The sequence below is a fragment of the Actinokineospora sp. NBRC 105648 genome (genome assembly GCF_030269645.1).
Taxonomy (GTDB): Bacteria; Actinomycetota; Actinomycetes; order Mycobacteriales; family Pseudonocardiaceae; genus Actinokineospora.
In genome coordinates, this window is sequence record NZ_BSTR01000039.1 from 34,647 (window position 1) to 60,510 (window position 25,864).

20 protein-coding genes are annotated in these 25,864 nt (G+C 71.2%); 6 read left to right on the top strand and 14 right to left on the bottom strand.

The genetic code is table 11. The annotated features are described in order from the left end of the window. Positions 1-276 precede the first annotated feature (276 nt). From QSK30_RS27155 to QSK30_RS27170, 4 genes are all read right to left on the bottom strand, one after another. Positions 277-3,039, bottom strand: a complete 2,763-nt coding sequence (locus QSK30_RS27155; protein WP_285507035.1) for a helix-turn-helix transcriptional regulator — start codon at positions 3,037-3,039, stop codon at positions 277-279. A 236-nt stretch (positions 3,040-3,275) separates the two neighbouring features. Next, on the bottom strand, positions 3,276-3,902 hold the full coding sequence (locus tag QSK30_RS27160) for a DUF6461 domain-containing protein (RefSeq protein WP_285507037.1): 627 nt from the start codon (positions 3,900-3,902) through the stop codon (positions 3,276-3,278). After that, positions 3,890-4,489 carry a NucA/NucB deoxyribonuclease domain-containing protein gene (locus tag QSK30_RS27165; protein WP_285507039.1) on the bottom strand — a complete coding sequence of 200 codons (600 nt, stop codon included), beginning with the start codon at positions 4,487-4,489 and terminating at the stop codon, positions 3,890-3,892. The genes QSK30_RS27160 and QSK30_RS27165 overlap by 13 nt, the downstream gene beginning before the upstream one ends. 112 nt (positions 4,490-4,601) lie before the next feature. Then, positions 4,602-5,951: a helix-turn-helix transcriptional regulator gene (locus QSK30_RS27170; protein ID WP_285507040.1), complete on the bottom strand. Its 1,350-nt coding sequence runs from the start codon at positions 5,949-5,951 to the stop codon at positions 4,602-4,604. A gap of 195 nt (positions 5,952-6,146) precedes the next feature. Here QSK30_RS27170 and QSK30_RS27175 point away from each other — a divergent pair, with 195 nt between their 5' ends. After that, positions 6,147-6,368, top strand: coding sequence for a hypothetical protein (locus tag QSK30_RS27175; protein ID WP_285507041.1), 222 nt, complete (start codon positions 6,147-6,149; stop codon positions 6,366-6,368). Between the two features lie 77 nt (positions 6,369-6,445). On the opposite strand, the gene QSK30_RS27180 is transcribed toward QSK30_RS27175, so the two are convergent. Both QSK30_RS27180 and QSK30_RS27185 read right to left on the bottom strand, forming a co-directional pair. Beyond that, positions 6,446-9,988, bottom strand: coding sequence for a DNA gyrase subunit A (locus tag QSK30_RS27180; protein WP_285507042.1), 3,543 nt, complete (start codon positions 9,986-9,988; stop codon positions 6,446-6,448). A 49-nt stretch (positions 9,989-10,037) separates the two neighbouring features. Continuing rightward, positions 10,038-12,104 (bottom strand): DNA gyrase/topoisomerase IV subunit B, encoded by a 2,067-nt coding sequence (locus tag QSK30_RS27185; protein ID WP_285507043.1) that lies wholly within the window; start codon positions 12,102-12,104, stop codon positions 10,038-10,040. Between the two features lie 425 nt (positions 12,105-12,529). Here QSK30_RS27185 and QSK30_RS27190 point away from each other — a divergent pair, with 425 nt between their 5' ends. After that, entirely contained in the window at positions 12,530-13,312 is a 783-nt protein-coding gene (locus QSK30_RS27190) for a lytic polysaccharide monooxygenase (protein WP_285507044.1), read from the top strand. Positions 13,313-13,389: 77 nt separating this feature from the next. Beyond that, on the top strand, positions 13,390-14,031 hold the full coding sequence (locus tag QSK30_RS27195) for a DUF305 domain-containing protein (RefSeq protein WP_285507045.1): 642 nt from the start codon (positions 13,390-13,392) through the stop codon (positions 14,029-14,031). A 51-nt stretch (positions 14,032-14,082) separates the two neighbouring features. Here the strand turns inward: QSK30_RS27195 and QSK30_RS27200 are convergent, their stop codons facing one another. The 8 genes from QSK30_RS27200 to QSK30_RS27235 form a co-directional block, all read right to left on the bottom strand. Continuing rightward, positions 14,083-14,655, bottom strand: a complete 573-nt coding sequence (locus tag QSK30_RS27200) for a 1,2-dihydroxy-3-keto-5-methylthiopentene dioxygenase (RefSeq protein WP_285507046.1) — start codon at positions 14,653-14,655, stop codon at positions 14,083-14,085. 7 nt (positions 14,656-14,662) lie between these two features. Further along, positions 14,663-15,268 carry a methylthioribulose 1-phosphate dehydratase gene (gene mtnB, locus QSK30_RS27205; protein ID WP_285507047.1) on the bottom strand — a complete coding sequence of 202 codons (606 nt, stop codon included), beginning with the start codon at positions 15,266-15,268 and terminating at the stop codon, positions 14,663-14,665. Beyond that, positions 15,265-15,993, bottom strand: coding sequence for an acireductone synthase (gene mtnC, locus QSK30_RS27210; protein ID WP_285507049.1), 729 nt, complete (start codon positions 15,991-15,993; stop codon positions 15,265-15,267). Before mtnC ends, mtnB begins: the two co-directional genes overlap by 4 nt. Next, a complete protein-coding gene (locus tag QSK30_RS27215) occupies positions 15,990-16,997 on the bottom strand; it encodes a s-methyl-5-thioribose-1-phosphate isomerase (RefSeq protein ID WP_285507051.1) in 1,008 nt (335 codons plus the stop codon). The genes mtnC and QSK30_RS27215 overlap by 4 nt, the downstream gene beginning before the upstream one ends. After that, a complete protein-coding gene (locus tag QSK30_RS27220; RefSeq protein ID WP_285507052.1) occupies positions 16,997-18,172 on the bottom strand; it encodes an acyl-CoA dehydrogenase family protein in 1,176 nt (391 codons plus the stop codon). The genes QSK30_RS27215 and QSK30_RS27220 overlap by 1 nt, the downstream gene beginning before the upstream one ends. 79 nt (positions 18,173-18,251) lie before the next feature. Further along, positions 18,252-18,608 (bottom strand): antibiotic biosynthesis monooxygenase family protein, encoded by a 357-nt coding sequence (locus QSK30_RS27225; RefSeq protein WP_285507054.1) that lies wholly within the window; start codon positions 18,606-18,608, stop codon positions 18,252-18,254. Between the two features lie 597 nt (positions 18,609-19,205). Next, positions 19,206-20,180, bottom strand: a complete 975-nt coding sequence (locus QSK30_RS27230; protein WP_285507055.1) for a LysR family transcriptional regulator — start codon at positions 20,178-20,180, stop codon at positions 19,206-19,208. 121 nt (positions 20,181-20,301) lie between these two features. Beyond that, positions 20,302-21,738, bottom strand: coding sequence for a S1 family peptidase (locus QSK30_RS27235; RefSeq protein WP_285507056.1), 1,437 nt, complete (start codon positions 21,736-21,738; stop codon positions 20,302-20,304). 254 nt (positions 21,739-21,992) lie between these two features. On the opposite strand from QSK30_RS27235, the gene QSK30_RS27240 reads away from it, so the two are divergent. The 3 genes from QSK30_RS27240 (at position 21,993) to QSK30_RS27250 (ending at position 25,396) form a co-directional block, all read left to right on the top strand. Further along, the gene (locus tag QSK30_RS27240; RefSeq protein WP_285507057.1) at positions 21,993-22,244 is read left to right on the top strand and encodes a hypothetical protein; all 252 of its coding nucleotides are present in this window, start codon (positions 21,993-21,995) and stop codon (positions 22,242-22,244) included. A gap of 90 nt (positions 22,245-22,334) precedes the next feature. Next, positions 22,335-25,037: an FtsK/SpoIIIE domain-containing protein gene (locus tag QSK30_RS27245; RefSeq protein WP_285507058.1), complete on the top strand. Its 2,703-nt coding sequence runs from the start codon at positions 22,335-22,337 to the stop codon at positions 25,035-25,037. Further along, on the top strand, positions 25,034-25,396 hold the full coding sequence (locus QSK30_RS27250) for a hypothetical protein (RefSeq protein ID WP_285507059.1): 363 nt from the start codon (positions 25,034-25,036) through the stop codon (positions 25,394-25,396). Before QSK30_RS27245 ends, QSK30_RS27250 begins: the two co-directional genes overlap by 4 nt. The last annotated feature ends 468 nt before the right edge of the window (positions 25,397-25,864 follow it).

Genomic DNA, 25,864 nt, shown 5'->3' on the forward strand with positions numbered 1-25,864 from the left:
CAACGGCGCTCTCGGTTAACTGTGGAAAGGTGAATGGTGAACTAGCTGTTCGGCGATGTCGAGCGCGGCACGGACCCCACTTACCTCGGGCGTAAGGTGGATATTCCAGCGGGGTCCGCGCTCGCTCTGGGCCGATAACGCACCCAGGTGACAATCGTAGCCCGCGGCACCGGAGGACTAGGGGTCCGGGGTATTTCGGTGACCGCGGTCCGCTTCCGAGACGCTAGGCACCCGAGCGGTCCGGGGCATCGGGGAAAACCCTTGCCCTGGGCCGGCCTATGAGTTGTCCTCGCGCACCTTGGCCGCCAGCTGCGTCCGCGAGCGGAGGCCGAACTTGCGGTAGACCCGGGTGAGCGTGGCCTCGACGGTCTTGACGCTGATGAACAACCGGTCGGCGATCTCCCGGTTGCTCGCGCCCTCGGCGACCAGCCCGGCGATCCGCGACTCGGTGGCGGTCAGCACCGGGGTGCCGCCGACGGCGTCCGCGCCGACCAGCCGGGCCAGCATCCGCTCGGCGTGCTCGCTCCACGGGGTGGCGCGCGCGGCGGCGAACAGCGCGGCGGCCCGCTCCACCGGCGCGCGGGCGGCGGCGTAGCGGCGGCGGGCGCGCTCGACCCGGCCGCGCACCAGCAGGCAGTGCCCGGCCTCGATCGGCTGCCCGAGCCCGGTGAACACCGCCTCGGCCCGCTCCAGCAGCGCCACGGCGCGCTCGCCCTGCCCGCGCGCGGCCAGCAGGTTCGCCTCGGCCCGGTCGAGCTGGGCGGCGACCCCGGCCGGTTGGGGGACGTCGGCGAGCCGTTCCCGGGTCTCGCGCAGCAGGTCGTCGGCCTGGTCGAACTCGCCCACCGAGACCAGGCCGGTGGCCAGGTCGGGGTGCCAGCGCAGCATCGTGGGGTCGCGGATGCCGCGCGGGCGCTCCAGCTCCGGGATCCGGCTCAGCGCCGCCACGGCCTCGGCGGGGCGCCCGGTGCGCAGCAGCGCCTGCCCGAGCAGGTGCAGGTGCCTGCGCAGGAACACCAGGTCGGACTCCTGCTCGGACGCGCGGGCACCGCGCTCGGCGTAGGAGAGCGCCCGCGCCACGCTGCCGCCCGCGAGCTCGGCCATGGCGCAGATGTGCCAGCCGGGCCCGGGGCTCATCCGGGCCTCACCCGCGACCCGCAGGGCGCGGCCCGCGTAGTCGAGGGCCTCCGGGCAGCGGCCCATCCGGCAGGCGACCTCGGCCAGCCCGCGCAGCACGTTGAGCAGTTCCTCGACCGCGCCCCGCTCGACCATGGCGAGCATCCCGAGGTACTGCGCGCGGGCCTCCTCGAGCCGCTCGTCCAGCGCGGCGAACCGGGCGACGATGTAGACCGGCGACATGTGCAGCCAGCCGTCCATGTCCGGTGCGGGCAGCTCGAGGGCCTGGCGCAGCGGCTCGTCGAAGTCGGGCTCGCCCGCCAGCCGCTTCATCAGCGCGGTCACCGCCAGCGCCATGCCCTCGACGGAGGTGTCGCCGACCTCGCGGGCCAGCGCGGCGGCCTGCCCGGCCTCGGCGATCGAGGTGCCCGGCCAGCCGTTGATCATCGCCGCCCAGGACCGCCACAGGTGCAGCAGACCGCCCGAGCGCGGGCACTCCCCCGCGTCGGCCATGGCCAGGGCGAACATCTCGCGCATCTCGGACATGCCCTGCCCGGCCAGGTGGATCAGCATCATCCGGGCCTTGACCCGCTGGAACGGGGTGGCGTCGGCGGCCAGCACCGCGCCCGCCGCCCGGTGCACCAACTCCGGCCGCCCCGCGTTGGCCCCGGTCTCGGCGGCGGCCACCAACCACTCCACCCGGTGCGCCTCGGCCTCGGGCGGGGTGCGATCGGCGGCGAGCAGGTAGAGCTCGGCGGCCAGGTCCCGCGCGCCGCGCCGGTGCGCGGTCTCCGCGGCCGCCACCAGCGACCGGGCCGCGGCGGCACTCGGGTCGGCCGAGGCGAGGGCGCGGTGGCGCTCCCGGTCGGCGTCGAAGGTGACCGCCTCGGCCAACAGGGTGTGCGCGGTCTCGCGCTGGGCGGCGTCGGCCAACTCGGTGATCATGGTGGCCGCCCCGGGCGGGGTGAACCGGATGTTCTCCGCGTCGGTGACCACCAACCCCACCTCCGCAGCCCGCGCGATGTCCCGCGGCGCGTCGACCCGACCCGCGCGCTGGAGCAGGCGCACCGTCGGGCGGACCGCGAGGGCGCACAGCAGCAGGGTTTCCTTGACCTGCGGGGTGAGCGCGGTCAGCCGCTCGTAGACGATCGCCGCCACGGCGGGCGGCAGCGGCGCGGGACCGTGCACGTGTCGGGAGAACGCGCCCGCAAGGGTGAGCGCGAGGTAGGGATTGCCGGCCGAGTCGGCGTGGATCTGGCTGGCGGTACGCGCGGGGAGACCGTGCGCGTCGAACAACTCGGCCAAGTCGTCGGCGGTCAGCGGCGGGACCGTCAGCCGCAGCACCGGCCCCGGCGTGAGCGCGGCGGGCGGGACCGCGCGGGGCCCGTCGTCGTCCAGCGGAACCGACTCGGGCAACCTCCCCGCGATGGCGGCCCGCACCGGCGAAGCCCCGGTGCGCCGGGCCGCGTAGGCGATCACATCGGCGGACGCGGCGTCGATCCACTGGGCGTCGTCGAGCAGGACGAGAACAGGCGACCGGGCCCCCAGCGCGAGGAGCACGAGGTGCCAGGCGTGCCGCAACGGCACCCCACCCCGGTCGTCCCGGTGCCCGGTGAGCAGCGCGGTGACGGCGTCGCGAGCGGGAACCGGGAGCGCCGCCACCACGTCGGCGGGTACCTGGACCAGCAGATCGGCCAGCACCGACCCGGAAATCCACCGCTCGGCCTCGGCGGCGGTCGCCCGCAACACGGTCTCCCCGACGGCATCGTGCGCGAGCGCGTCGAGCAGGGTGGTCTTCCCGATACCGCTGGGACCGGTGAACAGGACGCCACCACCGTGCACGAGCCGCTCCCGCGCCCGCGCCAACAACCCGACCCGGCCGACGAGCTTGCGCGGGGCAGGCGGCACGACCTCGACGATCACCCGGTCACCGATCGCGACTCACCTCACCGGTCCGAAGGTGCCGACACAGTACAGAGACCCACCCGAACCGGACAACCAACCGCGCGCCAGCGGGAGCCCTCCCACGCTCACCGGTGACGTGCCGTGAGCATGGTGCCCGGATCCGTTGGCAGCACTACGTTCCACGTACGGCGAGGTATGTGCCTACGCAGCTGGGCCGAGTACGCCAGTGCCGGCAGTCAGGCGCAGCTTCGGCCTTACGGCAGGTCCACGCCTTCGACGTCCTTGAGCATCGCGTACGGGTCGGGGATCCGGTAAGTGGGCAACTCCAGGTCGAACCAGACCGGGTCGAACTCCAGACCGGTTTGTTGCTCCATCAACGCGAAACTGGTCGCGCGCGCCGACCCCGGCTCGAATCTGACACCGAGGGCCCAATCGGGATAGACGTCCCCACTGTGCGGGCCATCATCGACGAGCATCGGGTCGAAATACGCCACAACTTTTCCATCCCGCGCTTGAACGAGGCTACTGTCCCCGTTCACATTGCGAAAGTAGCTGAAGTATTTGCCGCCGTTCGCCGACACACGCCGCGCCAGCTCCGGAATGGATCCGCTGTACCCGTTGTTCTCCAACACGATGACATGAGACCCGCGTTGGAACACCTGGCAAAGGAAGAACTCGCCGAACTCGGCGGAAGTCCGCTGCACCACGTCTTCCGCCTGGCGAACCGTCATCACTCCCTCCGCCGCGGATCGATCACCACCGAAGACGCTGATCACATCGCCCGCAGACTTGCCGTCCACCACGGAAACACACCACACAAGCTCCCGCGCCAGCGGTTCCACCCACGTATACTTCTTGACCAATTCACTCAGGTTGGACATATCTGGTCCTTAGCGATGTCCACGCCCACATACGACTGGGGCGCAATACTGCCCGGATTGCTGATCACCACTAGAAACTTGTCGCCGTCTTTCGGGTACTGCCATCGTACCGTGCCACCCTGGCAGAGGTTCTCCCGCTTGGGCACTTCCTCCACGTGAGCATTCTCCCCTCCCTCATCGGTCGGCGCCATCGGGTATTCGTCGCAACTCGTACCTTGATAGTTGCGCTGATAACGTTTGCTCCGGCAAGACGCAGCACGGTTCACGTCCTCATTGGCTCGATTCATGATCAGCAGTCCAGGCAAACCCGATTCCCACGCCTCTCGTATTCCGCGGCCGATGTAGGGCATCTTCTTCGCGTCTATCACGACGACTTTGAGGTTGTTACATTGTTTCTGTTGAATGACTTGCCGAGCCTGGCAACTCTTGACCTTTTTCTCGTCGGCTGACGAGACCATGATGGAGAACTCGCCTTCCGCGATGATCTCCGTACCGCCACCACCGAACACACCGGTCACCGTATCGATGACCTTGTCGACACCAAACACCGCGACGACAGCCACAATCGCCACCACCGGCAGCAGCAAGCCACCCTTGCTCCTCGTTCCCATGGCGCCCCCTCGTAACCCCGACCGATGGTCGGTGCCGGCACCCACACGACCCGGTCCGGACTCGTGCAACATAGTCGGCGACCGGGTTCTATGCCCGCAACTGCTCGTCCAGTGTCTTCACCGCATCGGCGTCATTCCAGGGCTTCAGGGCGGATCGGGCGCCGTGCAGGCGTTCGAGAAGCCGCACGGAGCGGTTCTGGGTGGTGGCCTCGATGACATCACCCATGATCAACGCGGCCGCATCCGGTTCACGCAGCTGGATGTGGGCGTTGGCGAGGTAGAGCATCGTGAAAGCGTTGTCCCGCACCAACGATTTCTCGTGCTGGGCAAGGGCTGTGCGGGCTTCGGCGGCGGCGTCGTGGGGGCGGCCCAAGGCGAGGAAGCACTTGGCCTTGGCGCTACCGACCGAGCCATTGTCGTAGAAGTAGGCCAATGAAGACGACGCCGCCGGCTGGGCATCGACCTCCCCCATGCGCTGCTCCACTTCCTCGACAGCCTCCAGGCACGGGGAAACTTGCCCGTCCTTGGCGTACGCCTTCGCGGTCTCGCTGGCCGCGTAAGCCCGCACCAGCGCGTCATCGCTTCGCTCGGCGACCTTGCGCGACGCCTCGGCGAAGTCGATGGCCAGGTGGATCTTGTCCTGGGCCAGCGCGGTATGACTCATCCGACCGAGGACGAAGCCGCTCAACGCCGGGTCTCGGGCCTCGTGGGCGATCTCCCGGGCTCGCTCGAAGTGCTGCCACGAAGTCGTGTAGTCCCCGATGTCGGTGTACAACCAACCCGCCAGGTCGGACAGGCCGCCATAGGTCGAAAGCAACCGCGGGCGCAACGGGCTCGGGCAGTCATCGAGCATCGCGCGGACGAGCTTGAGCTGCGCCGAGACCGTCGGCAGCACCGCCTGCGGACCGAGCGCGTCATCCTGCCGCCGACACGCCCAGTACACCGCCCGCAGGTTCTCAATGACCCGCTCATCAACACGAGCCGGGGTGGCCACTGCTCGTGCCACCCGCTCCTGGTCATCGAGGTCGAGCAGCTCCGGCGAGCCCGCGGTGACCGCTCCCAACCCGAGCAACTGGAGAAGCTCACGACGATTCATCTCACCCACCCAACGGCGGACCAGGGCCGCCAACTGATGGTCGGTGCCGGCGACCCGCGCGGCCCCGTTCGGACTCGTGCTGTCGAACTGCCCCATCCCGGTGGTGGATCCCGACGCGACCACGTCGTCCGGGTGGGTCCCGGCCAGGATGTCTTCGAGCTGCGCCGCCGTGAGGCCGAGGAGGCGCGCTAGTTTGGGCCGGATGTAGGGCAGCGGTTCGCTGCGGCCGGACTCCCAGCGGTGGACGGTGCTGCGGTCGATGTGCAGGGCCTCGGCGAGGTCGTCCTGGGTGTAGCCGGCCGCCTTGCGCGCTCTGGCCATTCGGGCCCGTCGTGCCGCCATGCCACCAGTCTCGCACAGTGGTGACTTACCGCGTATGAACGATCACCGCTGGTCAGCGCGTTCGATGCCTAGTTCTGGCACCGCGTGCCCGACAAGGACGCTCTGCCCGCGCTCTGTGACCAGCACAGCGGAAACGGCACCTTCGACCGCGGCGAGCCAGAGTTCGCTCAACCGACAGTGAAGGTGCTGACAGCCATGACCGCAGCCGCCCCCGAGTCCACCCGGCACCCCGTCTACGCCGATCTCACCGAGGTCCACGTGCTCGCCCAGGTCCTGCACGAGGCCATCACCGACGGCGACCTGACCCCCGACGACCTCACCGCCTACGAACACGCCTGCCACGACAGCCTCGCCAGGTGCCGTCAGCTGCTCGACGACCCAACCACCGCCCAGGCCATCGCACTGAGCCCCCTCTGACCAAGACCGTCAAGTCGAAGCAGGACAAGGAAAACACCGTCCCCTGGTCGCCGACAGCGGCGACCAGGGGGCGGTGCTCAGTCGCGTTCGATCAGGTGGCCGACCACGTCCGGACCCGGGTGCGCGTGCCCCGAACCGTCGCGGCGGAGGTCGGTCTCCGGGAGTTCGACCGACGAGCCCGCGCGGTTCGAGCCCGCCGGGCGCGGGCCGATCCAGGCCAGCACTAGGCCCGCCTCCCCCTTGAGGAACCGGTGGGCCCGAACGCCCCCGGTCGCGCGTCCCTTGGGCGGGTACTCCGCGAACGGGGTGACCTTCACCGACTGGCCGGTGGAGGTGACCACCATCGGTTCGCCGTGGTCCGGGTCGTCGGTGCGGATCGCGCCGAAGAACACCGCGGTCGACGTGCCGGGCAGGGTGATGCCCGCCATGCCGCCGCCGCGCAGGCCTTGCGGGCGGACCAGGCTCGAGGCGTACCTGAGCAGGGCCGCCTCCGAGCTGACGAAGGCCAGGAACTCGGTGCCGTCGGTCAGCCAGGTCGCGCCGACCAGTTCGTCGCCCTCCTTGAGGGTGATCACCTCGAACTCGTCGGACCGGACCGGCCACTCCGGCGCGCACACCTTCACCACGCCCTGTTTGGTGCCCACCGCCAGGCCCGGTGACCCGACGGCCTGCTCGCCCAGCGGCGCGATGCCGATCACGCGCTCACCCTTGGCCAACGGCACCAGCTCCCCCGCCGCCATGCCGCCGCTCACCGAGACCGTGCCGCTCTGCTCGGGCAGCACCGGCAACGGGAGCACGTCGGTCTTGAACGCCCGGCCCGCGCTGGTGACCAGCAGGACCTGGCCGCGCGCGGTCGAGTGGACCACCGCGGCCACGGCGTCGTGCCGGGCGCGGCCGTTGCGCCTGCGGCCCTCGGTTGCCTCCTCGGACTCCGCGGCCGTGCGGGCGACCAGGCCGGTGGCCGAGAGGATCACCTGGCACGGGTCGTCGGCGACCTCCAGCGGCCCGGCGGGCTTGGAGGCGGCCAAGACCTCCTTGAGGTCGCCGTCGATCAGCGCGGTCCGGCGCTCGGCGGTGAGGTCCTTGGCGACCTTGGCCAGCTCGGTGGACACGACCCGCTTGAGGACCTTGTCGTCGTCGAGGATCTTGGACAGCTCCTCGATCTCGCCGCGCAGCTTGTCCTGCTCGGTCTCCAGCTCGAGCTTGTCGAACTTGGTGAGCCTGCGCAGCGGGGTGTCGAGGATGTAGGCGGCCTGGACCTCGGAGAGCTTGAACTGGCGGATCAGTCCCGCCTTGGCCGCCGCGGCGTCGTCGCTGCCGCGGATCAGCCGGATGACCTTGTCGATGTCGATCAGCGCCAGCAGCAGACCCTCGACCAGGTGCAGCCGCTCCTCGCGCTTGCGCCTGCGGTAGCGGGTGCGCCGGGTGACGACCTCGTAGCGGTGACCGAGGAAGACCTCCAGCAGCGCCTTGAGCCCGAGCGTGCGCGGCTGCCCCTCGACCAGCACCAGGTTGTTGATGCCGAAGGACTGCTCCATCGGCGTGAGCCGGTAGAGGTCGGCCAGCAGCGCCTGCGGGTTCACCCCGACCTTGCACTCGATCACCAGCCGGGTCCCGTTCTCCCGGTCGGTGAGGTCCTTGACGTCGGCGATCCCGGTGAGCCGCTTGGACTTGGTGACCTCGTCGGTGATCTTCTCGATGATCTTCTCCGAGCCCACCTGGTAGGGCAGCTCGGTCACCGTGATCGCCTGCCGCCCCCGACTGCCCTCCAGCGGCCCGATCTCCACCTTGGCCCGCATCCGCACCACACCGCGGCCGGTCTCGTAGGCCTTGCGCACCTCGTCGAGGCCGAGCAGCATCCCGCCGGTCGGCAGGTCCGGCCCGGGCACGAACTCCATGATCTTGTCGAGCGAGGCGTCCGGGTGGCTGATCAGGTACCGGGCGGCGGCCACGACCTCGCCCAGGTTGTGCGGGATCATGTTGGTGGCCATCCCGACCGCGATCCCCGAGGTGCCGTTGACCAGCAGGTTCGGGAAGGCGGCGGGCAGCACGGTCGGCTCGAGCAGGGAGCCGTCGTAGTTCGGCCGGAAGTCGACGGTGTCCTCGCCGAGCTCACCGACCAGCAGCATCGCCTCGGCCGACATCCGGGCCTCGGTGTTGTGGTTGACGAACCCGCCCGCGAGGAACGAGTGGTCTTCCGAGACGACCCGGACCGAGTAGACCTCCGCCGGGGCGTCGCCGACCACGTCGGTCACCGTCTCGAAGCGGTAGCCCGAATCCATGATCGGCAGGATCGTGGCCAGGACCTCGGTGTCCCCGATCCGGTCCATGATCAGCGGGCGCTCGGTCTCCCACCGCTGCACGCGGTCGAGGTCGTGCCCGGTGCGCAGGTCGATGCCGACGGCGGCCCGGACGTAGTCGGCCACGAACGGGACCAGGTCGTGGTCGAGCCGGTCCGGCCGCGGGTGCGCCAGCAGGTCCAGCAGCTCCGCCTGCTTGGTCTTGAGGAAGCCGACCCGCTCGGCGAACGCCCGGACGTCGCGCGGGCCGGACACGGTGAGGCGGTGCTCGACCGATCCGCTCGCGCCCGAGGAGGACCGGATCCGCGCGAGCACACCGAACTCCGCCAGGAGTTCCTGCACCTCGGTGGCCAGCTTCCCGCTGTCGGTCGCGTAGTGGACGGTGACGCCGTCCTCGGTCACGCGCGGTTCGCCGTCGCTCTCGAAAGCGGCCATCAGGAACGCCCGCTTGACTCCCCAGCCACCCGTCCAGACGGTGTCCGGGACGACCTTCTCCCGAGCCGTGGTGCCGTGCGCCGCGGGCAGTCCGGCGCGGAACGCCGCCATGCCGAGCAGGTGCTCCCTGGCGGTCGGCACGACCTGCTGCCAAGCGTTGCGCGCCACGCAGACGGTCATCCCCGTCGTGAGCTCGTCCAGACGGCGCCACTGGAAGATCGGAACGCCCATCGGGGCCTCCAGGCACAGCACCAGGTGGTTCTCACTGCCCCGGATGGAGAACCCGGAGCCGGTGGTCATCCGCAGGGTCGGGTGCACGCCGGAGTTGAAGACCCGATCGACCCGGACGGACTTGCCGTCCTTGTCCAGTACCTCGAAATCGGCCTCGGCCTCGGAGTCGGCCGGGAGGTCAACGAGATCGGAGATCCGCGGGCTCGACCCGTCGGCCAGCCGGATTCGGGTGTCTCCGACGACGCAGTACCTGCTCGCGGCCGGTCCGTCGTCCGGGCTCCCGAAGTTGCCGTGCCCGTCGACCAGCGGCGCGTTCAGCGAGAAGTCCTGGGCGAGCCGCACCATCGCGTCGTAGATCGCGGTGTCGCCGTGGGGGTGGTACTTGCCCATGCAGTCGCCCACGACGCGGGAGGACTTCACGTAGGCGTGGGTGGGGCGGTAGCCCTGCTCGTTCATCGAGAACAGGATCCGGCGGTGGACCGGCTTGAGGCCGTCGCGCGCGTCGGGCAGGGCTCGGGAGTGGATGACCGAGTAGGCGTACTCCAGGTACGAGTCCTCGATCTCGGTCTTGACCGGGTTGTCGAAGACCTGCGCCCCCGCCTGGTCGAACGCGGACGGGTCGACCTTGGTCGAGGGGGCCTTGCGGCGGGCCATTGCTCAGCACTCTCTCTCGTGTACGACTGGGCTACGCATCAGGACCGACCTACATGTCGATCGCGGACTGGTCCACCCGGGCGGCGGAGTCGACCAGCCAGTTGCGGCGGGGTTCGACCTTCTCGCCCATCAACAGCTCCAACGCCGCCTCGGCGGCCTCTGCGTCGTCCAGGGTGATCCGGCGGACCGAGCGGGTGGCCGGGTTCATCGTGGTGTCCCACAGCTCGTCGGCGTCCATCTCGCCCAGGCCCTTGAACCGGGGCACCGGGGTGACGACCTGCTTGCCCGCCTTCTCCAGCCTGGCGACCGTGGTCTCCATCTCGCGCTGGCTGAAGGTGAAGATCGTCTCGGCGCCGCGGCCGCGGGTGACGATCTTGTGCAGCGGCGGCATGGCCGCGTAGAGCCTGCCGTCGTCGATGACCGGGCGCATGTACTTGGCGAACAGGGTGATCAGCAGGGTGCGGATGTGCGAGCCGTCGACGTCGGCGTCGGCCATCAGGATGACCCGGCCGTAGCGCATCGCGGGCAGGTCGAAGGTGCGGCCGGTGCCCGCGCCGAGCACCTGCACGATGGAGGCGATCTCGGCGTTGCGCAGGGTGTCGGCGAGGCTGGCCTTCTGCACGTTGAGGATCTTGCCGCGCAGCGGCAGCAGCGCCTGGTACTCCGAGACCCGCGCCATCCGGGCCGAGCCGAGCGCGCTGTCGCCCTCGACCAGGAACAGCTCGCTGCGGGCCAGGCCGGTGGTGCGGCAGTCGACCAGCTTGGCGGGCATGGCCGCGCCCTCCAGCGCGGTCTTGCGCCGGGCGGCGTCCTTCTGCTGCTTCTGCGCGATCCGCACCCGGCCCGCGTCGACGATCTTCTGCAGCACGACCTTGGCCTCGGACTTGGTCCGCCGGTCCTCGGTCCACTCGCGCAGGTGCCGCTCCACCACGGCCTGGATGACCTTGGTGACACCCGCGGTGGACAGCTCGTCCTTGGTCTGGGAGGTGAACTGCGGCTCGGGCACGCGCACGTGTACGACCGCGGTCATGCCCTCCAGCACGTCGTCGAGGGTGGGCAGGTCCTCCTTGGGCTTGAGCAGGCCGCGGGTCTTGGTGATCGCGTCCTGCAGCGCCTTGACCGCGGCGCGCTCGAAGCCCTTGCGGTGGGTACCGCCGTGCACGTTGCGGATCGTGTTGGTGAAGCACTCCACGGTGCGCTCGTAGCCGGTGCCCCAGCGGAAGGCGACCTCTACCTCGGCGCGGCGCTCCACCTTGGACCGCATCACACCGTTCTCGTCGGCGGCGTTCTCGGTGTAGGTGCCCTCGCCGGTGACCAGGATGGTGCCGGAGACGGCCCGCTCACTCGACGGCGACAGGAAGTCGACCATGTCAGGCAGGCCCGCGGGGTAGTGGAAGGTCTCCTCGGCGAACGAGGTGACCTCGTCCTCGGACGTGGTGACCGTGCGCAGGACGTAGGTGACACCCGGTACCAGGAACGCGGTGTTGCGCATCTTCGCCCGGACGGCCTCGACGTCGAGCGCGGCGCCGTTCTCGAAGTAGCGCGCGTCGTACCAGTAGCGGATGGACGTTCCGGTGGACTCGCCCCGCTTCATCCGGCCGAGGACCTCCAGGCCGGACTTGCGGGTGAACTTGGCCTTCGGGCCGGGTCCGTCGAAGGTGCCCGGCGCGCCGTGCGCGAAGGACATCTGGTGGACCTTGCCCTCGCGCTTGACGGTGATGTCGAAGCGGTGGGACAGGGCGTTGACCGCGGAGGCGCCCACGCCGTGCAGGCCGCCGGAGGTCTTGTAGCCGGAGCCGCCGAACTTGCCGCCCGCGTGCAGCCGGGTGAGCACGAGCTCCACACCGGACAGCCCCGACTTGGCGTGCACGCCGGTGGGGATGCCGCGGCCGTCGTCGTCGACCTGCACGCTGCCGTCGGCGTGCAGGGTGACCACGACCCGCTTGGCGTGCCCGGCGACGCCCTCGTCGGTGGAGTTGTCGACGATCTCGGCGAACAGGTGGTTGATGCCCCGGCTGTCGGTGGAGCCGATGTACATGCCGGGGCGCTTGCGGACCGCCTCGAGACCCTCGAGGTGCGTCAGGTCGTCGGCCCCGTAGAGGGTCTCGGCTGTCACTGGTCGCTCTCCCCGGTTGTCTCGCTCGAACAGGTGTCCCAAGGTACCGGAGGGTATCCGCGGGCCATGACGGCAAGGCGGCACCGCGCCGCACCGCGGGAGTGGCCACCGCCACGGCCGAGAGTGCCTTCTGGTGATGGCGTGGCCCATACGGCCGCTTGACCCGGGGCTGAAACGTCGCTGACGATGTGTGAATTTACCGCCGGGTGGACGGTCCTCGGCGTCTTGACGGGTGATCCGAACCGAGTTTATGGTCTAGACCAAAGCACGGCTTGATCCACCATTCGTACGACCCTCCGGCGTCCGGGTCCGGCCGACGCCCGACGGGTGGCAGGCGTCCCCTTGCTCCCCGTTTCCCCCCTGCGCCGGGTGTGCCTGACACGCCCGGCGGAAACGCCGTCCACTCCTGTGGAGGAGCAACGATTATGAAGCACCAGCGCAAGTTCGCCGCCATCGCGGCCGGGGTCGGCATCGCCCCCCTGCTGATGGTCGCCCTGCCCGCGAGCCCGGCGTTCGCGCACGGCTACATCAACTCGCCGCCGAGCCGCCAGGCCAACTGCGCCTCCGGCAAGGTCAGCTGCGGGGAGATCAAGTACGAGCCGCAGAGCGTCGAGGGCCCCAAGGGCCTCAAGAGCTGCAACGGCGGGAACAGCCAGTTCGCCGAGCTCAACGACGACTCGCGCAACTGGCCCGTCACCTCGGTGAGCAACCAGGTCAACTTCAACTGGGTGCTCACCGCCCGGCACGCGACCTCGACCTGGGAGTACTTCGTCGACAACACCCGCATCGCGGTGTTCAACGACGGCGGTGCCCAGCCGGGCGCGACCAAGAGCCACAACGTGGACCTCGGTGGCCGCACCGGCCGGATCAAGGTCCTGGCCGTGTGGAACATCGCCGACACGGCGAACGCGTTCTACAGCTGCGTCGACCTGCAGGTGGGTGGTGGCAACCCCACCACGACCACCCAGCCGACCACCACCACGACCCGGCCGACCACGACCACCACGCGGCCGACGACCACCACCACCCGGCCGACGACGACCACGACGACCACGCCGCCGCAGTCGGGCACGTGGGCGGCGGGCACCGCGTACGCCACCGGTGCCACGGTGACCTACAACGGCTCGTCGTACCGCTGCCTGCAGGCCCACACCGCGCTCGCGGGCTGGGAGCCGGACACCACCCCGGCACTCTGGGCGCGGAGCTGATGATCACCCGGCCCGGGTCTCGGCGGGCCCGGGCCGGGCTCCCACCACCGCCGCACGGAAAGGCCCTGGAGGCACGCATGAGACGTCCCCTCATCGCCGCCGCCTGCCTGGCCCTGCTCGCGGGGTGCGGCAGCGCGGGTGAGCACGCGGGCCACGACGCGCACGCCGGTCACGGCGCGGTCCCCACCACCCCGGTCGCCGCCTCGGCGGCGGCCCCGGTGTCCGGCTCGGCCGCCGCGGCCCAACCCGCCGTCGGCGACTACAACCTGGCCGACGTGATGTTCCTGCAGATGGCGATCGCCAACCACAAGCAGGGCATCGCGCTGGTCGGCCTCGCCGACAAGCACCCGGTGCGCAAGGAGGTCAAGGACCTCGCCGACGCGATCCGGCTGACCCAGGAGCAGGAGGTCACCACGATGACGAAGTGGTTGACCGACTGGTCCCAGCCGATCGAGGTCAGCGGTGACCCGAGCGCGCACGCCCACCACGGCGGCATGCCGATCACCGACCCGCAGGCGCTCGCCGAGCTGGACAAGGCGCCGGACGGGCAGTTCGAGAAGGAGTTCGTCACGCTGCTGACCGGACACCAGCACAACGCCGTCGAGTTCGCCCTGACCGAGGGCAAGGACGGCGCCAGCGCGCCGGTCAAGGCGTTCGCGGACAAGATCGTGAAGTCGCGGAGCGGACAGATCCAGCAGTTGCTCCGGTTCGCCCAGTAGTACCGCGCACGCCAAGAGGGTCCCCTGTGGGCAGGGGACCCTCTTGGCGTTTCAGCGCGCGGCGGTGATCTCGTCGTAGGTCGGGAAGCGGTGCGCGATCGAGTCCTCGACGAAGTCGGCCACCCAGCCGTCGTCGTCGTGGAAGAAGCGGATCGAGACGTACTCGGGGCGGGTGCCCATGTCGAACCAGTGCGTGGTCTTCGCCGGGACGCTGAGCAGGTCGCCCGCCTCGCACAGCACGGCGTGGACCTTGCCGTCGACGTGCAGGTAGAAGATCCCCGAGCCGCGGGCGAAGAACCGGTCCTCATCGTCGTCGTGGGTGTGCTCGGAGAGGAACTTCGCGCGGGCCTGGGCGGCCTTCTCGCGCCACTCCCCCGTGTCCGCGGGCACCATCGACACCGCGTCGACGAACACGTAACCCTCGCGCGCGGCCACCTCGTCCACATGCGACCGGTAGGCGGCGATGACCTCCTCCGAGGTCGGTTCGGCGGGCAGGTCGACCAGCGGCCACCGGGAGAAGCGCACGCCCAAGGCGCCGAGCACGGCGGTGATCTCGGCCGGGTCGGCCGTGCGGACGCGCACGGCCGCGGGGTCGTCGTCGGCCCAGACGGTCAGCAGGGTCATGGGTTCCTCACTCCGTCGCGGTCTTGAAGCGCAGCAACCACTCCAGGCACTCGGCCCGGTGCCGCGCGGCGGACAGGTCCTCGCCCCACACATACACCCCGTGCCGGGCCACCACCAGGGCAGGCGTGGCCGGGTCGAAGCCCGTCTCGAACGCGTCGCCGAGCACGCGCATGTCCTGGGAGTTCGGCACGACCGGGATGGTCACCAGGTCGTCGTGCGCGGCGCGGCCGAAGCCCTTGAGCATCTCCAGGTCGCGCAGCTCGATCCCGCCCGGCCAGCGCTCGGCGGCGACCACCGGGGCGAGCACGTGCAGGTGGACCACCGCGCCCGCGCCCGCGACGGCGGCGATCCTGGCGTGCAGCCCTGCCTCGGCCGAGGGCGGCAGCGGCTGGCCGGGCAGCGCGTCGCCGCGCTCGTCGACCACGACGACGTCGGCCTCGGTCAGCTCGCCCTTGTCCAGGCCACTGGCGGTGACCGCCAGGCGCAGCGGGTCGCGGCCGAGGGTGACCGAGAGGTTGCCGGAGGTGCCGCGCATCCAGCCGAGGGCGGCGTAGCGGGCGGACTCCGCGGCGAGCGCACGACCCGCGGCGCGCACCTCGTCGGGCGCGCTCACGGTTCCTCGTCGGGGACGACGCGGAACTCGTCGAGGGACTTGGCCACCAGGTGTTCGCCGAAGTCGGCGGTGGCGTAGGGCTCGCCGTCGCGGGCCAGGCCGACGGTCTTCCAGCCTGCCTCGGCGGCGGCGTCGAGCTCGGCGGGCACGTCGGAGAGGAACACGATCCGCCCCGGTGTCGGGCCGCCCAGGCCCTCGGCGATGGCGGCGTAGGAGGCCGACTCGCGCTTGGGACCGGCGTTGACGGTGTCGAAGTGGTGGCGGAACAGCGTGGTCAGGTCACCCTCGGTGGTGGTGGAGAAGGACGCCACCTGGCCGGCGACCGAGCCGGAGGAGAACACTGCCAGCCGCAGCCCGGCGGCCACCCAGGCACGCAGGGCGGGCACCACGTCCGGGAAGTACTCCGAGACCAGCTCGCCGCGCGCGTAGCCGTCCTGCCAGATCAGGCCCTGCAGCTCCTTGAGCGGCGCGGCCTTGCGGTCGGCGGTCATCCAGGCGTGCAGGACCTCGACCACCGCCGCTGTGCCCGCGTCGGCGGGCAGCCCCGCCTCGGCCTTGACCCGGGCCACCGCCGAGGCGACGGTCGGGTCGTCCGGGTGGGCGTCGATCCACGGACCCAGCCGGGGCCGGGCGTAGTCGTAGAGCACGACGTGGACCCCGGCCGTGGGCATCAGCGTGCCCTCGATGTCCAGGACGACCCACTGGGCGTGCAGGGTGTCGGTCACGGTTCCTCTCTCGCGTGGTAGTCGGCCACCGCGTCCGGGGCGAACGGGCCCCGGTCGGTGACGATGGTGGTGACGAAGCGCGGCGGGGTGATGTCGAACGCCGGGTAGTGCCCGCGCACCTTGTCGCTGGCCGTGCGCACGCCCAGGGTGTGCAGCACCTCGGTGCCGGGACGGTGCTCGATGGGCACCGCCGCGGCCGTGCGCGCGGCCGGGTCGGGGGCCTGGACCTGGGCCAGGAACGGGACGCCGAACGCGTGCGCGGCCACCGCCAGGCCGAGGGTGCCGACCTTGTTGACCACGTGTCCGTCCATCGTGACCCGGTCGGCGGCGGTGAGCAGGACGTCGACCATCCCCTGGGACAGCACCGAGGCGCCCATGCCGTCGGTGATCAGGGTGGTGTCCACGTCCATCTCGGCCAGCGTCTCCGCGGTGAGCCGGGCGCCCTGCAGGTACGGGCGGGTCTCGGTGCAGACGAATGAAAGGCGCTTGCCCAGGTGGGCGGCGGCCTCGACGGTCGCGATCAGGTAGGTGTCTGCCCAGCAGTGGGTGAGCACACGCGCGTTGTCGGGCAGCAGCTTGACCGTGTGCTCGCCGAGGGCGCGGCTCTTGGCTCGGTAGCGCTCGTCGCCTATCCAGGCGCCTCTTGTGGCCGCGTCGACGAGGTCCTCCCCCGGGCTCTTGTCCACCTCGGCGAGCACCACGGCCACCGCCTTGCCAATGGCGTTGTTGGTCGCACGGCTCGCGATCAGCCGCTCTCCCGCCCTGCCGAGCGCCTCCCGGGCGTCCGCGGGTGCGAGGTGGCGGGCTTCGCGGGCGGCCAGGACCATGCCGAAGAGCGCGGCGAAGTACGGCCCGGACGACTGGGTGACCATGTCCTCGATGGCGACCGCGACGTCCTCGGCGGTGGTGCAGCGGACCCAGACCCGCTCGAACGGGAAGCGGCGCCGGTCCAGGATGACGACGGCGTCGTCGGTGAGCCGGACGCTGTGCGCGAGCGTGGGCATCAGCTGTACCCGGTGGCCGGGGGCAGCTCGCCGGTGAGCAGGTGCCTGCCCAGCTCGGTCGCCTTGTAGACGGCCGGGTCGTGCAGGGTGAGGGTGCGGGCGTTGCGCCAGAAGCGGTCCAGGCCGTGCCGGGCGGCGGTGGCGCGGGCGCCGGTCAGCTCGAACACCCGGCTGCCGATCTCGGTGGCCAACTCCGAGGCGACGACCTTGGCGGCGGAGATCCGCAACGCGGTCGCGCCACGCTCCTGGGCGGTCAGGTCGGGGCCACGCGCTTCGGCGTCGTCGTAGGCCGCGACGGCCGCGTCGACGAGCAGGTCGGCGGCGTCGAGCCGGGCGATGAGCGTCCCGTAGCCCGCGGTGGTGTGGGGATCGTCGACGGCGCGCTCGACACCGGAGGCGGGCCAGGCGCGCGTGGTCTCGCGGGTGTAGCGGGCGGCCTCGTCGAGCGCGCCCCGGCCGGTGGCGACCAAGACGCGGCTGAGCACGAGCTGGAACCCAAGCGCGGCAAGGGAATCGCGGTGCACGCCAGGGGCGCCGGGAGCGGGCTGGGCGCCGAGGACGTCGTCGCGGTCGACGCGGACACCGGCGAACTCCACCCCACCGCTGGCCGAGAGCCGCTGCCCGAGGTTGTCCCAGTCGCCGAGGTAGCGCACACCGGGGGCGTTGGCGTCGAGCACGAAGGTGAGCTTGCGCCCGGTGGACTCGTGCAGAGCACTGACCACGAGCCGGTCGGCGACACTGGCACCGGTGGCGAAGAACTTGCGGCCGCGAACCTCGAAGCGGCCGTCCACATCGGACAGAACGAGGGCGTCGTCGCGCGGGTTCGCCACCCCAGCCCAGAAGTAGCCGTTCGCCGTGGTCTCCCGGTCGATCCGCTCGGCGAGCTCGGGCCGGTCGAACAGGCGGGAGCGCCACACGTGCAGGTAGTGGTAGCCCAGCAGGTGCCCGACGGACGCGTCGGCGGCGGCGACCTGGGCGAGCACGGCGTGCGCGGTGGTCCAGTCCTCGCCGTGACCGCCCCGCTCGGCGGGGATCATCAGCGGCAACAACCCGCTGTCCCGCAACAACGCGACCTCGACCACCGGCTCGGCCGCCTTGGCCTCCCGCTCAACGGCGTCGACGGCCAACCGCCGCGCGACATCCCGCGCGACCGCCACCCAGCGCTCTCGCCCCATCACACTCCCCGCCCTACGACGCCGTCGCAGGCAGTATGCCGGGCCGCCCGCGCGGCGCCGGCATGTGGGACTCCCATGCTCAGGGGCGGATGTCGGCCGGTGCGCGGCGGAAGCCGTAGGCGCGCTCGACCTTGGCGACGCGCAGCTCGTAGGCGTCGTACCACTGGGCGCGACCACGCTCACGGGTCGTGGTGTGCTCGACGTGGTCCCGCCAGGCGCGGATGGACTCCTCGTCACGGAAGTAGGCGACGGTGATGCCCAGGCGGTCGTCGCCGCGGGCGGAGTCGACAGCGAGGAAGCCGGGCGAGGACTGGACCAGGTCCATCATCCGGGTGGCGGCCTCGGCGTAGCCCTGGTCGTGTGGGGAGAGCAGGGAGGAGAAGATCACGGCGTAGTAGGGCGGGTCTGGGGTGACGGCTAGGTCCATGGTGGTCATTCAACCTGGAGATGCTGTCAGGGTTCGACAGGGTTTGCTGGGCTGCTGCGTGGTTGGGCTGCAGTTGGTTGGGCTGGGCTCCGCTGCCTCGGTTGCCCGGGGTTCGGAGCGTGGGCTCGATCTAGGGCGTGCGTCGTGAGGTTGCCGTCTTCGTTGCCCCGGGTTTCGAGCAGGGCTCGATCTAGTGAACTCACTTCGTGCGGGGCCCCTAGAGCACCGCGGTGGGGGAAAAGCGTGGGGTGAAGGGCATCCCCACCACCTGGTCAAGTTCAGCGGTGCTCTCCCCCCACACGAAGCGAGTCCACTAGATCGAGCATCCGTAGCGGGGCCGCCGGTACCAGCGGGCTCGGCCTCTCCGCTGCGGTTGGGCGGGGGGTGGGGTGGGGTGGGGTGGGAAACTTGCGGGCTTGGCCTTCGGCTGCGGCGGCGGCGGAGCGGCCTTTCTCTGCTGCTCTCCTTTGGTTGGTGGTCGGGGTTGGGGCGGAATCTGCGGGCCTGGCCTTCGGCTGCGGCACCAGCGGGGTTGGGGGTTTCGCTGCGGTCTGGAGGGTAGGTGGATTCTCTTCCCCTCTTCCCCTCTTCCCCTCTTCCCCTCGCTCAGCTGGCGGTCAGCAGCTCTCGCCCGCGTTCACGCCACCAAGCGTCGTAGGCGGGGCTGCAGCCTTGGCGCTCTGCGTAGCTGTTCAGCACATACGCGTGGATCTCTTCGATGTGGGCCGCCACCACCGTGTTCGGTCGGAAGAACAGCCGGACCTCCTGCCACAGGGGCATGCCCTCGATGGCGCGCACCACGATGCTGCCCGGCCTGTCGCGGCTGGTGGCCAGGGCGGGGCCGATGGCGAGCTGGGCGGACACCAGTTCCAGCAACGTCGCCAGGCACTGGGTGCTGTGCGGCTGTTCCAGTACGACCCCGTGCTGCTGGCACACCTGCGCCACGTAGGTGGACCAACGGTTGGTGCCCGGCGGTTCGTCCACCCAGGGGTGCTCGGCGATGTCGGCCAGCGGGATCGGTCCGGGGCGGACGATGGGGTGGTCGTGGGCCATCGCCACGAACACGGGTTCGGCGGGGTGGACCAGAACGCTCTGCACGCCCGGGGGGACAGTCATCCCGGCGAGCGGTGGTCGGTAGACGATGGCCAGGTCGAGGGCGCCGATGCCGACCTTGTCCACGCTGACGCGCTCGTCCATGTCCTCCTGCAGGCTCACCCCGCTGCACCACGGCTGGTCGCGGAGCCACTTGCTGGTGATCACGTGCAGGAAGCCGCAGTAGCCGCCCACGCGGAGGGGGTCTGAGGGGAGGCCGCGTCGGGACCACTCGTCCACGCGGTCGGCGATGGCGGACATGCCGCCCAGGACCACGCGGGCCTCGGTGAGCACCTCGGAGCCCAGCGGCGTTGGGAGGCAGCCGTATTCGGCGCGGAAGAAGAGTCTGCCGCCGAGGGTTCGCTCGATGCGCTGCAGCAGCCCCGACAGTGCGGGCTGGGACATGCCCAACCGCTTGGCCGCCTGGGTCAGGCTGCCGGTCTCGTCGATCGCGGTCAGCGCGCGCAGGTGGCGTACTTCCAGCTCCACGGGGTCCTCCGCCTCCCCGCCGGGCGGACGCCAAGCCCCCGGCGATCTCGCGACGGTACCCCCGTTCGGCGCACGCGCGGAAGGGGCCCGCACCCGTGCGGGCCCCTTGCGCGGTGATCGGTTAGGGCTTGGTCACCTCCAGCCGGTACTGGCCGGATCCGCTGTAGGAGCGGATCTGCCAGCGGTAGGTGCCCGCGGTGCCGTTGTAGGTGACCGTCTCAGTCGAGGTCGGGCCGGTGCCGGAGGCGACCGTGGTCCACTGGCCGCCGCTGGAGCGCTGCAGGTACAGGTCGAAGTCGGTCCCCGCCGGGCCGGTCAGGCACGCCTTGTGCGCGCCCGCTGCCGCCTGGAACGAGCCCGCGGGCGGCTGGACGGACGTGCCGCCGGTGGACACGGTCCCGGTCGCGGCAGTGCCGCAGCCGGTGGGCGGGTCGCCGGGTCCGCCGCCGGAGGTCAGCAGGGTGAGGTTGTACGTGCGCAGGATCTCGGCGATCGGCTGCGCGTAGGTGGTCGACGGGCCGCCCTTGCAGTCCCCGGAGGTCCCCGAGGTCACGCCCTGGGCCTGGCTGCCGGAGATCGCGGAACCGCCGGAGTCGCCGGGTTCGGCGCACGCCGTGGTCTCCAGCGCCTCGTAGACCTTTCCGATCTGCGAGCCGTAGTCGACGGTGGCGTTGCGCGAGGTGATGGTGCCGCAGTGCCAGCCGGTGGTGCCGCCGGAGCGGCAGATCGACGAGCCGACCGGCGCCTCCTGCGCGCCGGTGACCGCGACCCGGGTGCTGCCGTTGGTCACCGCCGGGACGAGGGTGTTGCCCGCGTCGGTGCGGACGAAGGCCATGTCGTCGACCGGGAAGCTGGAGCCCTCGAACCGGCCGCCCGGCTGGGTGGTGGTCTCGCCGACCTTGCCGCAGTGCCCGGCGGTGATGAAGCCACCCTGCACCGCGAACCCGACCGAGCAGCCGTACTTGCTGGTCCAGTAGCGGTTGCCGCCGACGACATCGATCGTCGGGCGGGCACGCTCGGTGGTCTCCACGAAGCGCACCGGGCCCGCGCCGACGCCGCTGGCGGCTACCCAGGCGCGGGCCTCGGCCTGGGTACCGGGGGCGTACTTGACCACGACCGTGTTGGTGACCGGGTCGGTGTGCCAGCCGGGCACCGACGACGGCGCGGCGGCCGCGCCGGCGTCGAGCCTGTTCTTCGCCGCGACGAGCGCGGTCTCGCTGCGGGCGACCAACTTGGGCTCGGCGCCCAGGGCCCGCGCGGTCGCCGCGGCCCGGGTGTCGGTGACCCCGACGACCAGGGTTTCGCCGTCGAACCAACTGCCGCCCAGACGGGACCCGAGGGTCGCGCGCAGCACCCGGTCGGTCTTGGCGGCGACCCGCTCGGCGGCCAACCGGGCGCCCGGTTCGGCCACACCCAGGTCACGGGTCATCGCGGCGAGGACCTGCGGGTCGGCCGCTGGTGGTGGCGCGGCGATCGCCGGTGCCGCAGCGGCCAGCGCACCCGCGACAGTGGTCGTCACCACCAGCGCGATCGCCGGGGACAGGCGGTTTCTGGGCATGCGGGAACTCCTCGTCGGGCAGGGCGTGGGGACGGGCCCGCCTCCGGTGCGGCCGCCGGTCGGGCCGCCGCGGCCGGGGGCAGGCCGTCGACGGGCCTGCGCTGGCGGGTGAACCGAAGGTAAACCGCGTTTGACCAGGGCGGAGAGATCACAAATCCCCATAGCACTTCCCATCCGCGGGCCCGGACACGATCGGAGTAGCGGGCCGAACCCGGTTCGGCCGGGAGAGATCATCGGCAGTAACCTGTCCAGGTATGGCGGGCGTAGAGCAGATCCGTGCCGGGATCGCGGTGGCGACCGAGAAGTCCCAGGCGGCGGTGGCCGCCATCGTGCACGCGTCGCTGGAGATCGACGACGCGCGCGCGGCGTTGCTCACCGGGGGCGGGCACCCCGGGCTGGCCGAGGCGCTCGACCTGCTCGCCGACGCCCAGCACGGCCTCGACGCCGCCCAGGGCACCCTGCGCGCGAGCATGACCTCCGCCGAGGGTTGCGCGGCCCGCCTTTGACGACCGGCCCGGACGCCGACCCGCCACGCCGCGGGCCGGCCACGTGGCCGCGCAGGCCGATGACCCGACTACTACCTGATGGGGCCGTGGATGCTGGGCAAGGGTGAGCGCCGACGGCGCGCGGCGACCGCGCTCGACGAGCTGCGCGCGGTGCTGAACCTGGCCCTGGGCGCGGCGAGCGGGGCACGGGAGCGGGCCGAGACGGCCAAGCGGGCGCTGGAGTTCGAGCAGACCGTGCAGAAGCTGGGCCTGGCCCGGGCGACCCGGGACGCCGACGTCCGCGCGGCCGTCGAGGGCGACCCGGCGCTGGCCGCGGTGTGGGCGCGGATCTGCGCGGAGCGCGACGCGGGCTACGAGGAGTGGCGCCGCGACGGCCTCGGCGCGGTCCGCGCGCTGGCGACCGCCGAGACCGCGGGTCCGCCGGGGGCACCGTGGGAGCACTGGCTGGGCAGGCTGGGCACCGACCCGGGCGCGAGCGCGCCGAGCCTGTGGCGGCTGGGCACCGCGCAGGTCGAGCACGCCTCGCCGGAGGACGGGTTCCCGCTGGCGGTGCCGTTCCTGGACCGGGCCAACCTGCGGCTCAACTCGGCGCTGGGTGCCCGGCCCGCGGTGGACTCCATGGTGGAGACCCTGCTGCTGCGGCTGCTCAGCACGTTCACCCCCGGGCTGGTCCGGCTGCACCTGTGGGACATCGGCCACCTCACCGGCCCGCTGCCCAACCTGCACCCGCTCACCGCGGCGGGCCTGCTGGTGGTGCACGACCCGACCCGGCTCGACGACCTGCTGGCGCACCTGGCGGGCCACATCCGCAAGGTGCACACGAACTCGCTGCGCTCCGGCGGCGTGCTGCCCACCGCGGCCTCGCGCGTGGCCGGGCGGCGGGTGGAGCCGTGGCGGGTGGCGGTGCTCTTCGGCAACGGCGAGCGGCTGCCCGACGAGCAGTACCGCGAGCTCAACCGGGTCGCGCGCACCGGTCCGGAGGCGGGGGTGCACCTGGTGCTGGTGGACATGCCGGTGTCCACGACCAGCGCCGTGGAGACGGTGACCTTCACCGACGCCGAGGTCGCCACCTCCAGCATGACCGGGCCCGGCGTGCTGGTGCGGGCCGACCCGCCGCTGCCGCCCGCGGCCGTGAGCCGGGCCGCCGCGGTGATCCGCGACGACACCCTCACCAGGCGCGGCAGGCCCCGGTCCTTTGTGGACCTGCTGCCGCCGGTGCTGGGCCAGGAGAGCTCGCGCGACGAGCTGCGCACCACGATCGGGTTCGCCGAGGGTGACCCGATCGAGGTGGTGCTCGGCGACGCCACCCCGCACGCGCTGGTGGCCGGGCCGAGCGGGACCGGCAAGACCAACCTGCTCTACGCCATGCTCGGCGGACTCGCCGCCCGGTACGGGCCCGACGAGCTGGAGCTCTACCTGCTCGACTTCAAGGAGGGCGTGTCCTTCGCCGGGCTCACCCCCGGCCGCAAGGACCCGAGCTGGCTGCCGCAGGCCCGGCTGGTCGGCGTGAACGTCAACACCGACCGCGAGTTCGGGTTGGCGCTGCTGCGCTTCCTGGCCCAGGAGCTGGCCAGGCGGGCGGAGGCGGCGAAGCGGGAGGAGGTCACCAAGCTCGCCGAGCTGCGCGACGCCGACCCGGACGGGCGGTGGCCGCGGATCGTGGCGGTGATCGACGAGTTCCAGGCGCTGTTCACCGGCCGCGACCAGATCACCCAGCAGGCGGCGACCCTGCTCGAGGACGTCGCCCGGCGGGGTCGGTCGCAGGGCATCCACCTGGTGCTGGCCAGCCAGGACATCGCCGGGATCGAGGCGTTCTGGGGCAAGCCCGCGGTGTACGACCAGTGCACCCTGCGCATCGCGATGCCCAAGGCGAAACGCGTCCTCGCCCAGGACAACAACGCCGCGGTGAGCCTGCCGCGCTGGCACGCGGTCATCAACCACGAATCCGGTGTGCCGCACGGCAACGAGATCGCGCACATCCCGGACTCATCGAGCCGGGGCACCTTCGACGCGATGCAGCGGCAGCTGTGGGCGGCGCTGGAATCGGCCGCGCCCCGGCTCTTCGACGGTGCGCACCAGCCGGAACTGGCCAGGGCGGCAGCCTACCTCGGGCGCACCGGCCCGTTGCTGGGCCAGGTTATCGACGTGGACGACCGCTCGGCGGTCCTGCGGGTCGAGGCGGCCCCCGGGCGCAACCTGGCGGTGCTGGGCACGGCCACCGAGGACGCCCTGTCCATTATGGACAGTGCGGCGCTGTCCCTGGCGCGCGCCCACGAGCACGACCGGGGTTCGGTCGAGTTCGTGCTGCTGTGCGCGGTCAGCGAGCACAATAAGCGCGTCGGCAAACTCGCGAAAGCCATTGAGGACACGGGTTTCGGGGTCGAGGTGCTGCTCGGCGACAGGGTCGTCGACTTGCCCGCCGAGAAGCCCGAGAGCAAGTCGCGATTCGTGTTCTTCTACGCGGTGGACGCGGCGCTGCCCGCGCTCGGGACGGGCGGACTGGAGAAGTTACGGTCCCTGCTGAAGAACGGCCCCGCAAGCGGAGTGCACACCTTCGGCTGGTGGCGCGGTGTCAGCAGGCTCAAGGACACCCTGGGCTTCAACGGGATGGACGACATCGGCGCCTGGGTGGCCCTCGACGTCCAGGGAGCCGAACTCAACGCCTTCGCGGCGGGCCAGGTGGTCACCTGGTCGCCGAGGCCGCACCGGGCGGTGTTCTTCGACCGGTCGACGCACAGCAAGCCGGAGGTCCTGATCCCGTTCGACACCACGACGGCCCTGGAGCAGCGATGACCGACCCGGTCGCCCAGTACAAGGAACTCCTGGACACCGCCCACCGGGCCGCCCACCGCTACTCCGAGCACGAACGCAGGCGAGCGGTGGACCTGGTCGACGAGATCAGCAAGGCAGACAAGCGGTTGCGCGAGGCGATGAAGACCGAAACGCAGATCACCGACGAGATCAACGGCTGGTGGCGGAAGGTGGCGAACACGGTCAGCGGCCTGAACTGGCTGATCGCCGGCCCGCGCCCGACGCCTGACACGAGGGCACGGCCGGAGGCGCTGCGGGAGTACCTGGCGCAGATCGAGCCGAGCACTCGGGCGTTCAACACGGCGGTACGGAAAACCAGTTGGCGCAAGCGCGCGTTGTGAGCTGTTCGGGGCTCATCGTGGTTGCTCGCTTGGGCCTTTGCGCCCTGTGTTGCCCGGGTTACAAGCGTGGGCTCGATCTAGTGAACTCGCTTCGTGTGGGGCCCCTAGAGCACCGCGGTGGGGAAAAAGCGTGGGGTGAAGGGCATCCCCACCACACGGCAAGTTTAGCGGTGCTCTCCCCCCACACGAAGCGAGTCCACTAGATCGAGCATCCGTAGCGGGTGTTGCGTTCCAGCGTGGTCGGCCTATCCGCTGCGGTTCGTGGGGCACCCGTCTCCCTGCTGTCCCTACTCCCTATGTCTGTTCCCTCTCGGCTCTCTCCTCTGCCCTGCGCTCACCCTCTCCTCTATCGCTTCTTCCCCTGCCTTCCCTTCTCTCTGGCTCTCTTCTCCCCTTCCCCTCGCCCCCCGCCCTCTGGTTCTCCCCAGCCCTCTCGTTCTCCCCAGCCCTCCGCGCTGCCCCTCTCCC

Excerpts from the sequence above, each read along its gene's own strand:
- QSK30_RS27225 (WP_285507054.1), bottom strand. The coding sequence starts at position 18,608 with ATGACCACCATGGACCTAGCCGTCACCCCAGACCCGCCCTACTACGCC.
- QSK30_RS27160 (WP_285507037.1), bottom strand. The coding sequence starts at position 3,902 with ATGTCCAACCTGAGTGAATTGGTCAAGAAGTATACGTGGGTGGAACCG.
- QSK30_RS27220 (WP_285507052.1), bottom strand. The coding sequence starts at position 18,172 with ATGGGGCGAGAGCGCTGGGTGGCGGTCGCGCGGGATGTCGCGCGGCGG.
- QSK30_RS27250 (WP_285507059.1), top strand. The coding sequence starts at position 25,034 with ATGACCGACCCGGTCGCCCAGTACAAGGAACTCCTGGACACCGCCCAC.
- QSK30_RS27240 (WP_285507057.1), top strand. The coding sequence starts at position 21,993 with ATGGCGGGCGTAGAGCAGATCCGTGCCGGGATCGCGGTGGCGACCGAG.
- QSK30_RS27170 (WP_285507040.1), bottom strand. The coding sequence starts at position 5,951 with ATGGCGGCACGACGGGCCCGAATGGCCAGAGCGCGCAAGGCGGCCGGC.
- QSK30_RS27195 (WP_285507045.1), top strand. The coding sequence starts at position 13,390 with ATGAGACGTCCCCTCATCGCCGCCGCCTGCCTGGCCCTGCTCGCGGGG.
- QSK30_RS27180 (WP_285507042.1), bottom strand. The coding sequence starts at position 9,988 with ATGGCCCGCCGCAAGGCCCCCTCGACCAAGGTCGACCCGTCCGCGTTC.
- QSK30_RS27245 (WP_285507058.1), top strand. The coding sequence starts at position 22,335 with ATGCTGGGCAAGGGTGAGCGCCGACGGCGCGCGGCGACCGCGCTCGAC.
- QSK30_RS27200 (WP_285507046.1), bottom strand. The coding sequence starts at position 14,655 with ATGACCCTGCTGACCGTCTGGGCCGACGACGACCCCGCGGCCGTGCGC.
- QSK30_RS27215 (WP_285507051.1), bottom strand. The coding sequence starts at position 16,997 with ATGCCCACGCTCGCGCACAGCGTCCGGCTCACCGACGACGCCGTCGTC.
- QSK30_RS27235 (WP_285507056.1), bottom strand. The coding sequence starts at position 21,738 with ATGCCCAGAAACCGCCTGTCCCCGGCGATCGCGCTGGTGGTGACGACC.
- QSK30_RS27190 (WP_285507044.1), top strand. The coding sequence starts at position 12,530 with ATGAAGCACCAGCGCAAGTTCGCCGCCATCGCGGCCGGGGTCGGCATC.
- QSK30_RS27175 (WP_285507041.1), top strand. The coding sequence starts at position 6,147 with ATGACCGCAGCCGCCCCCGAGTCCACCCGGCACCCCGTCTACGCCGAT.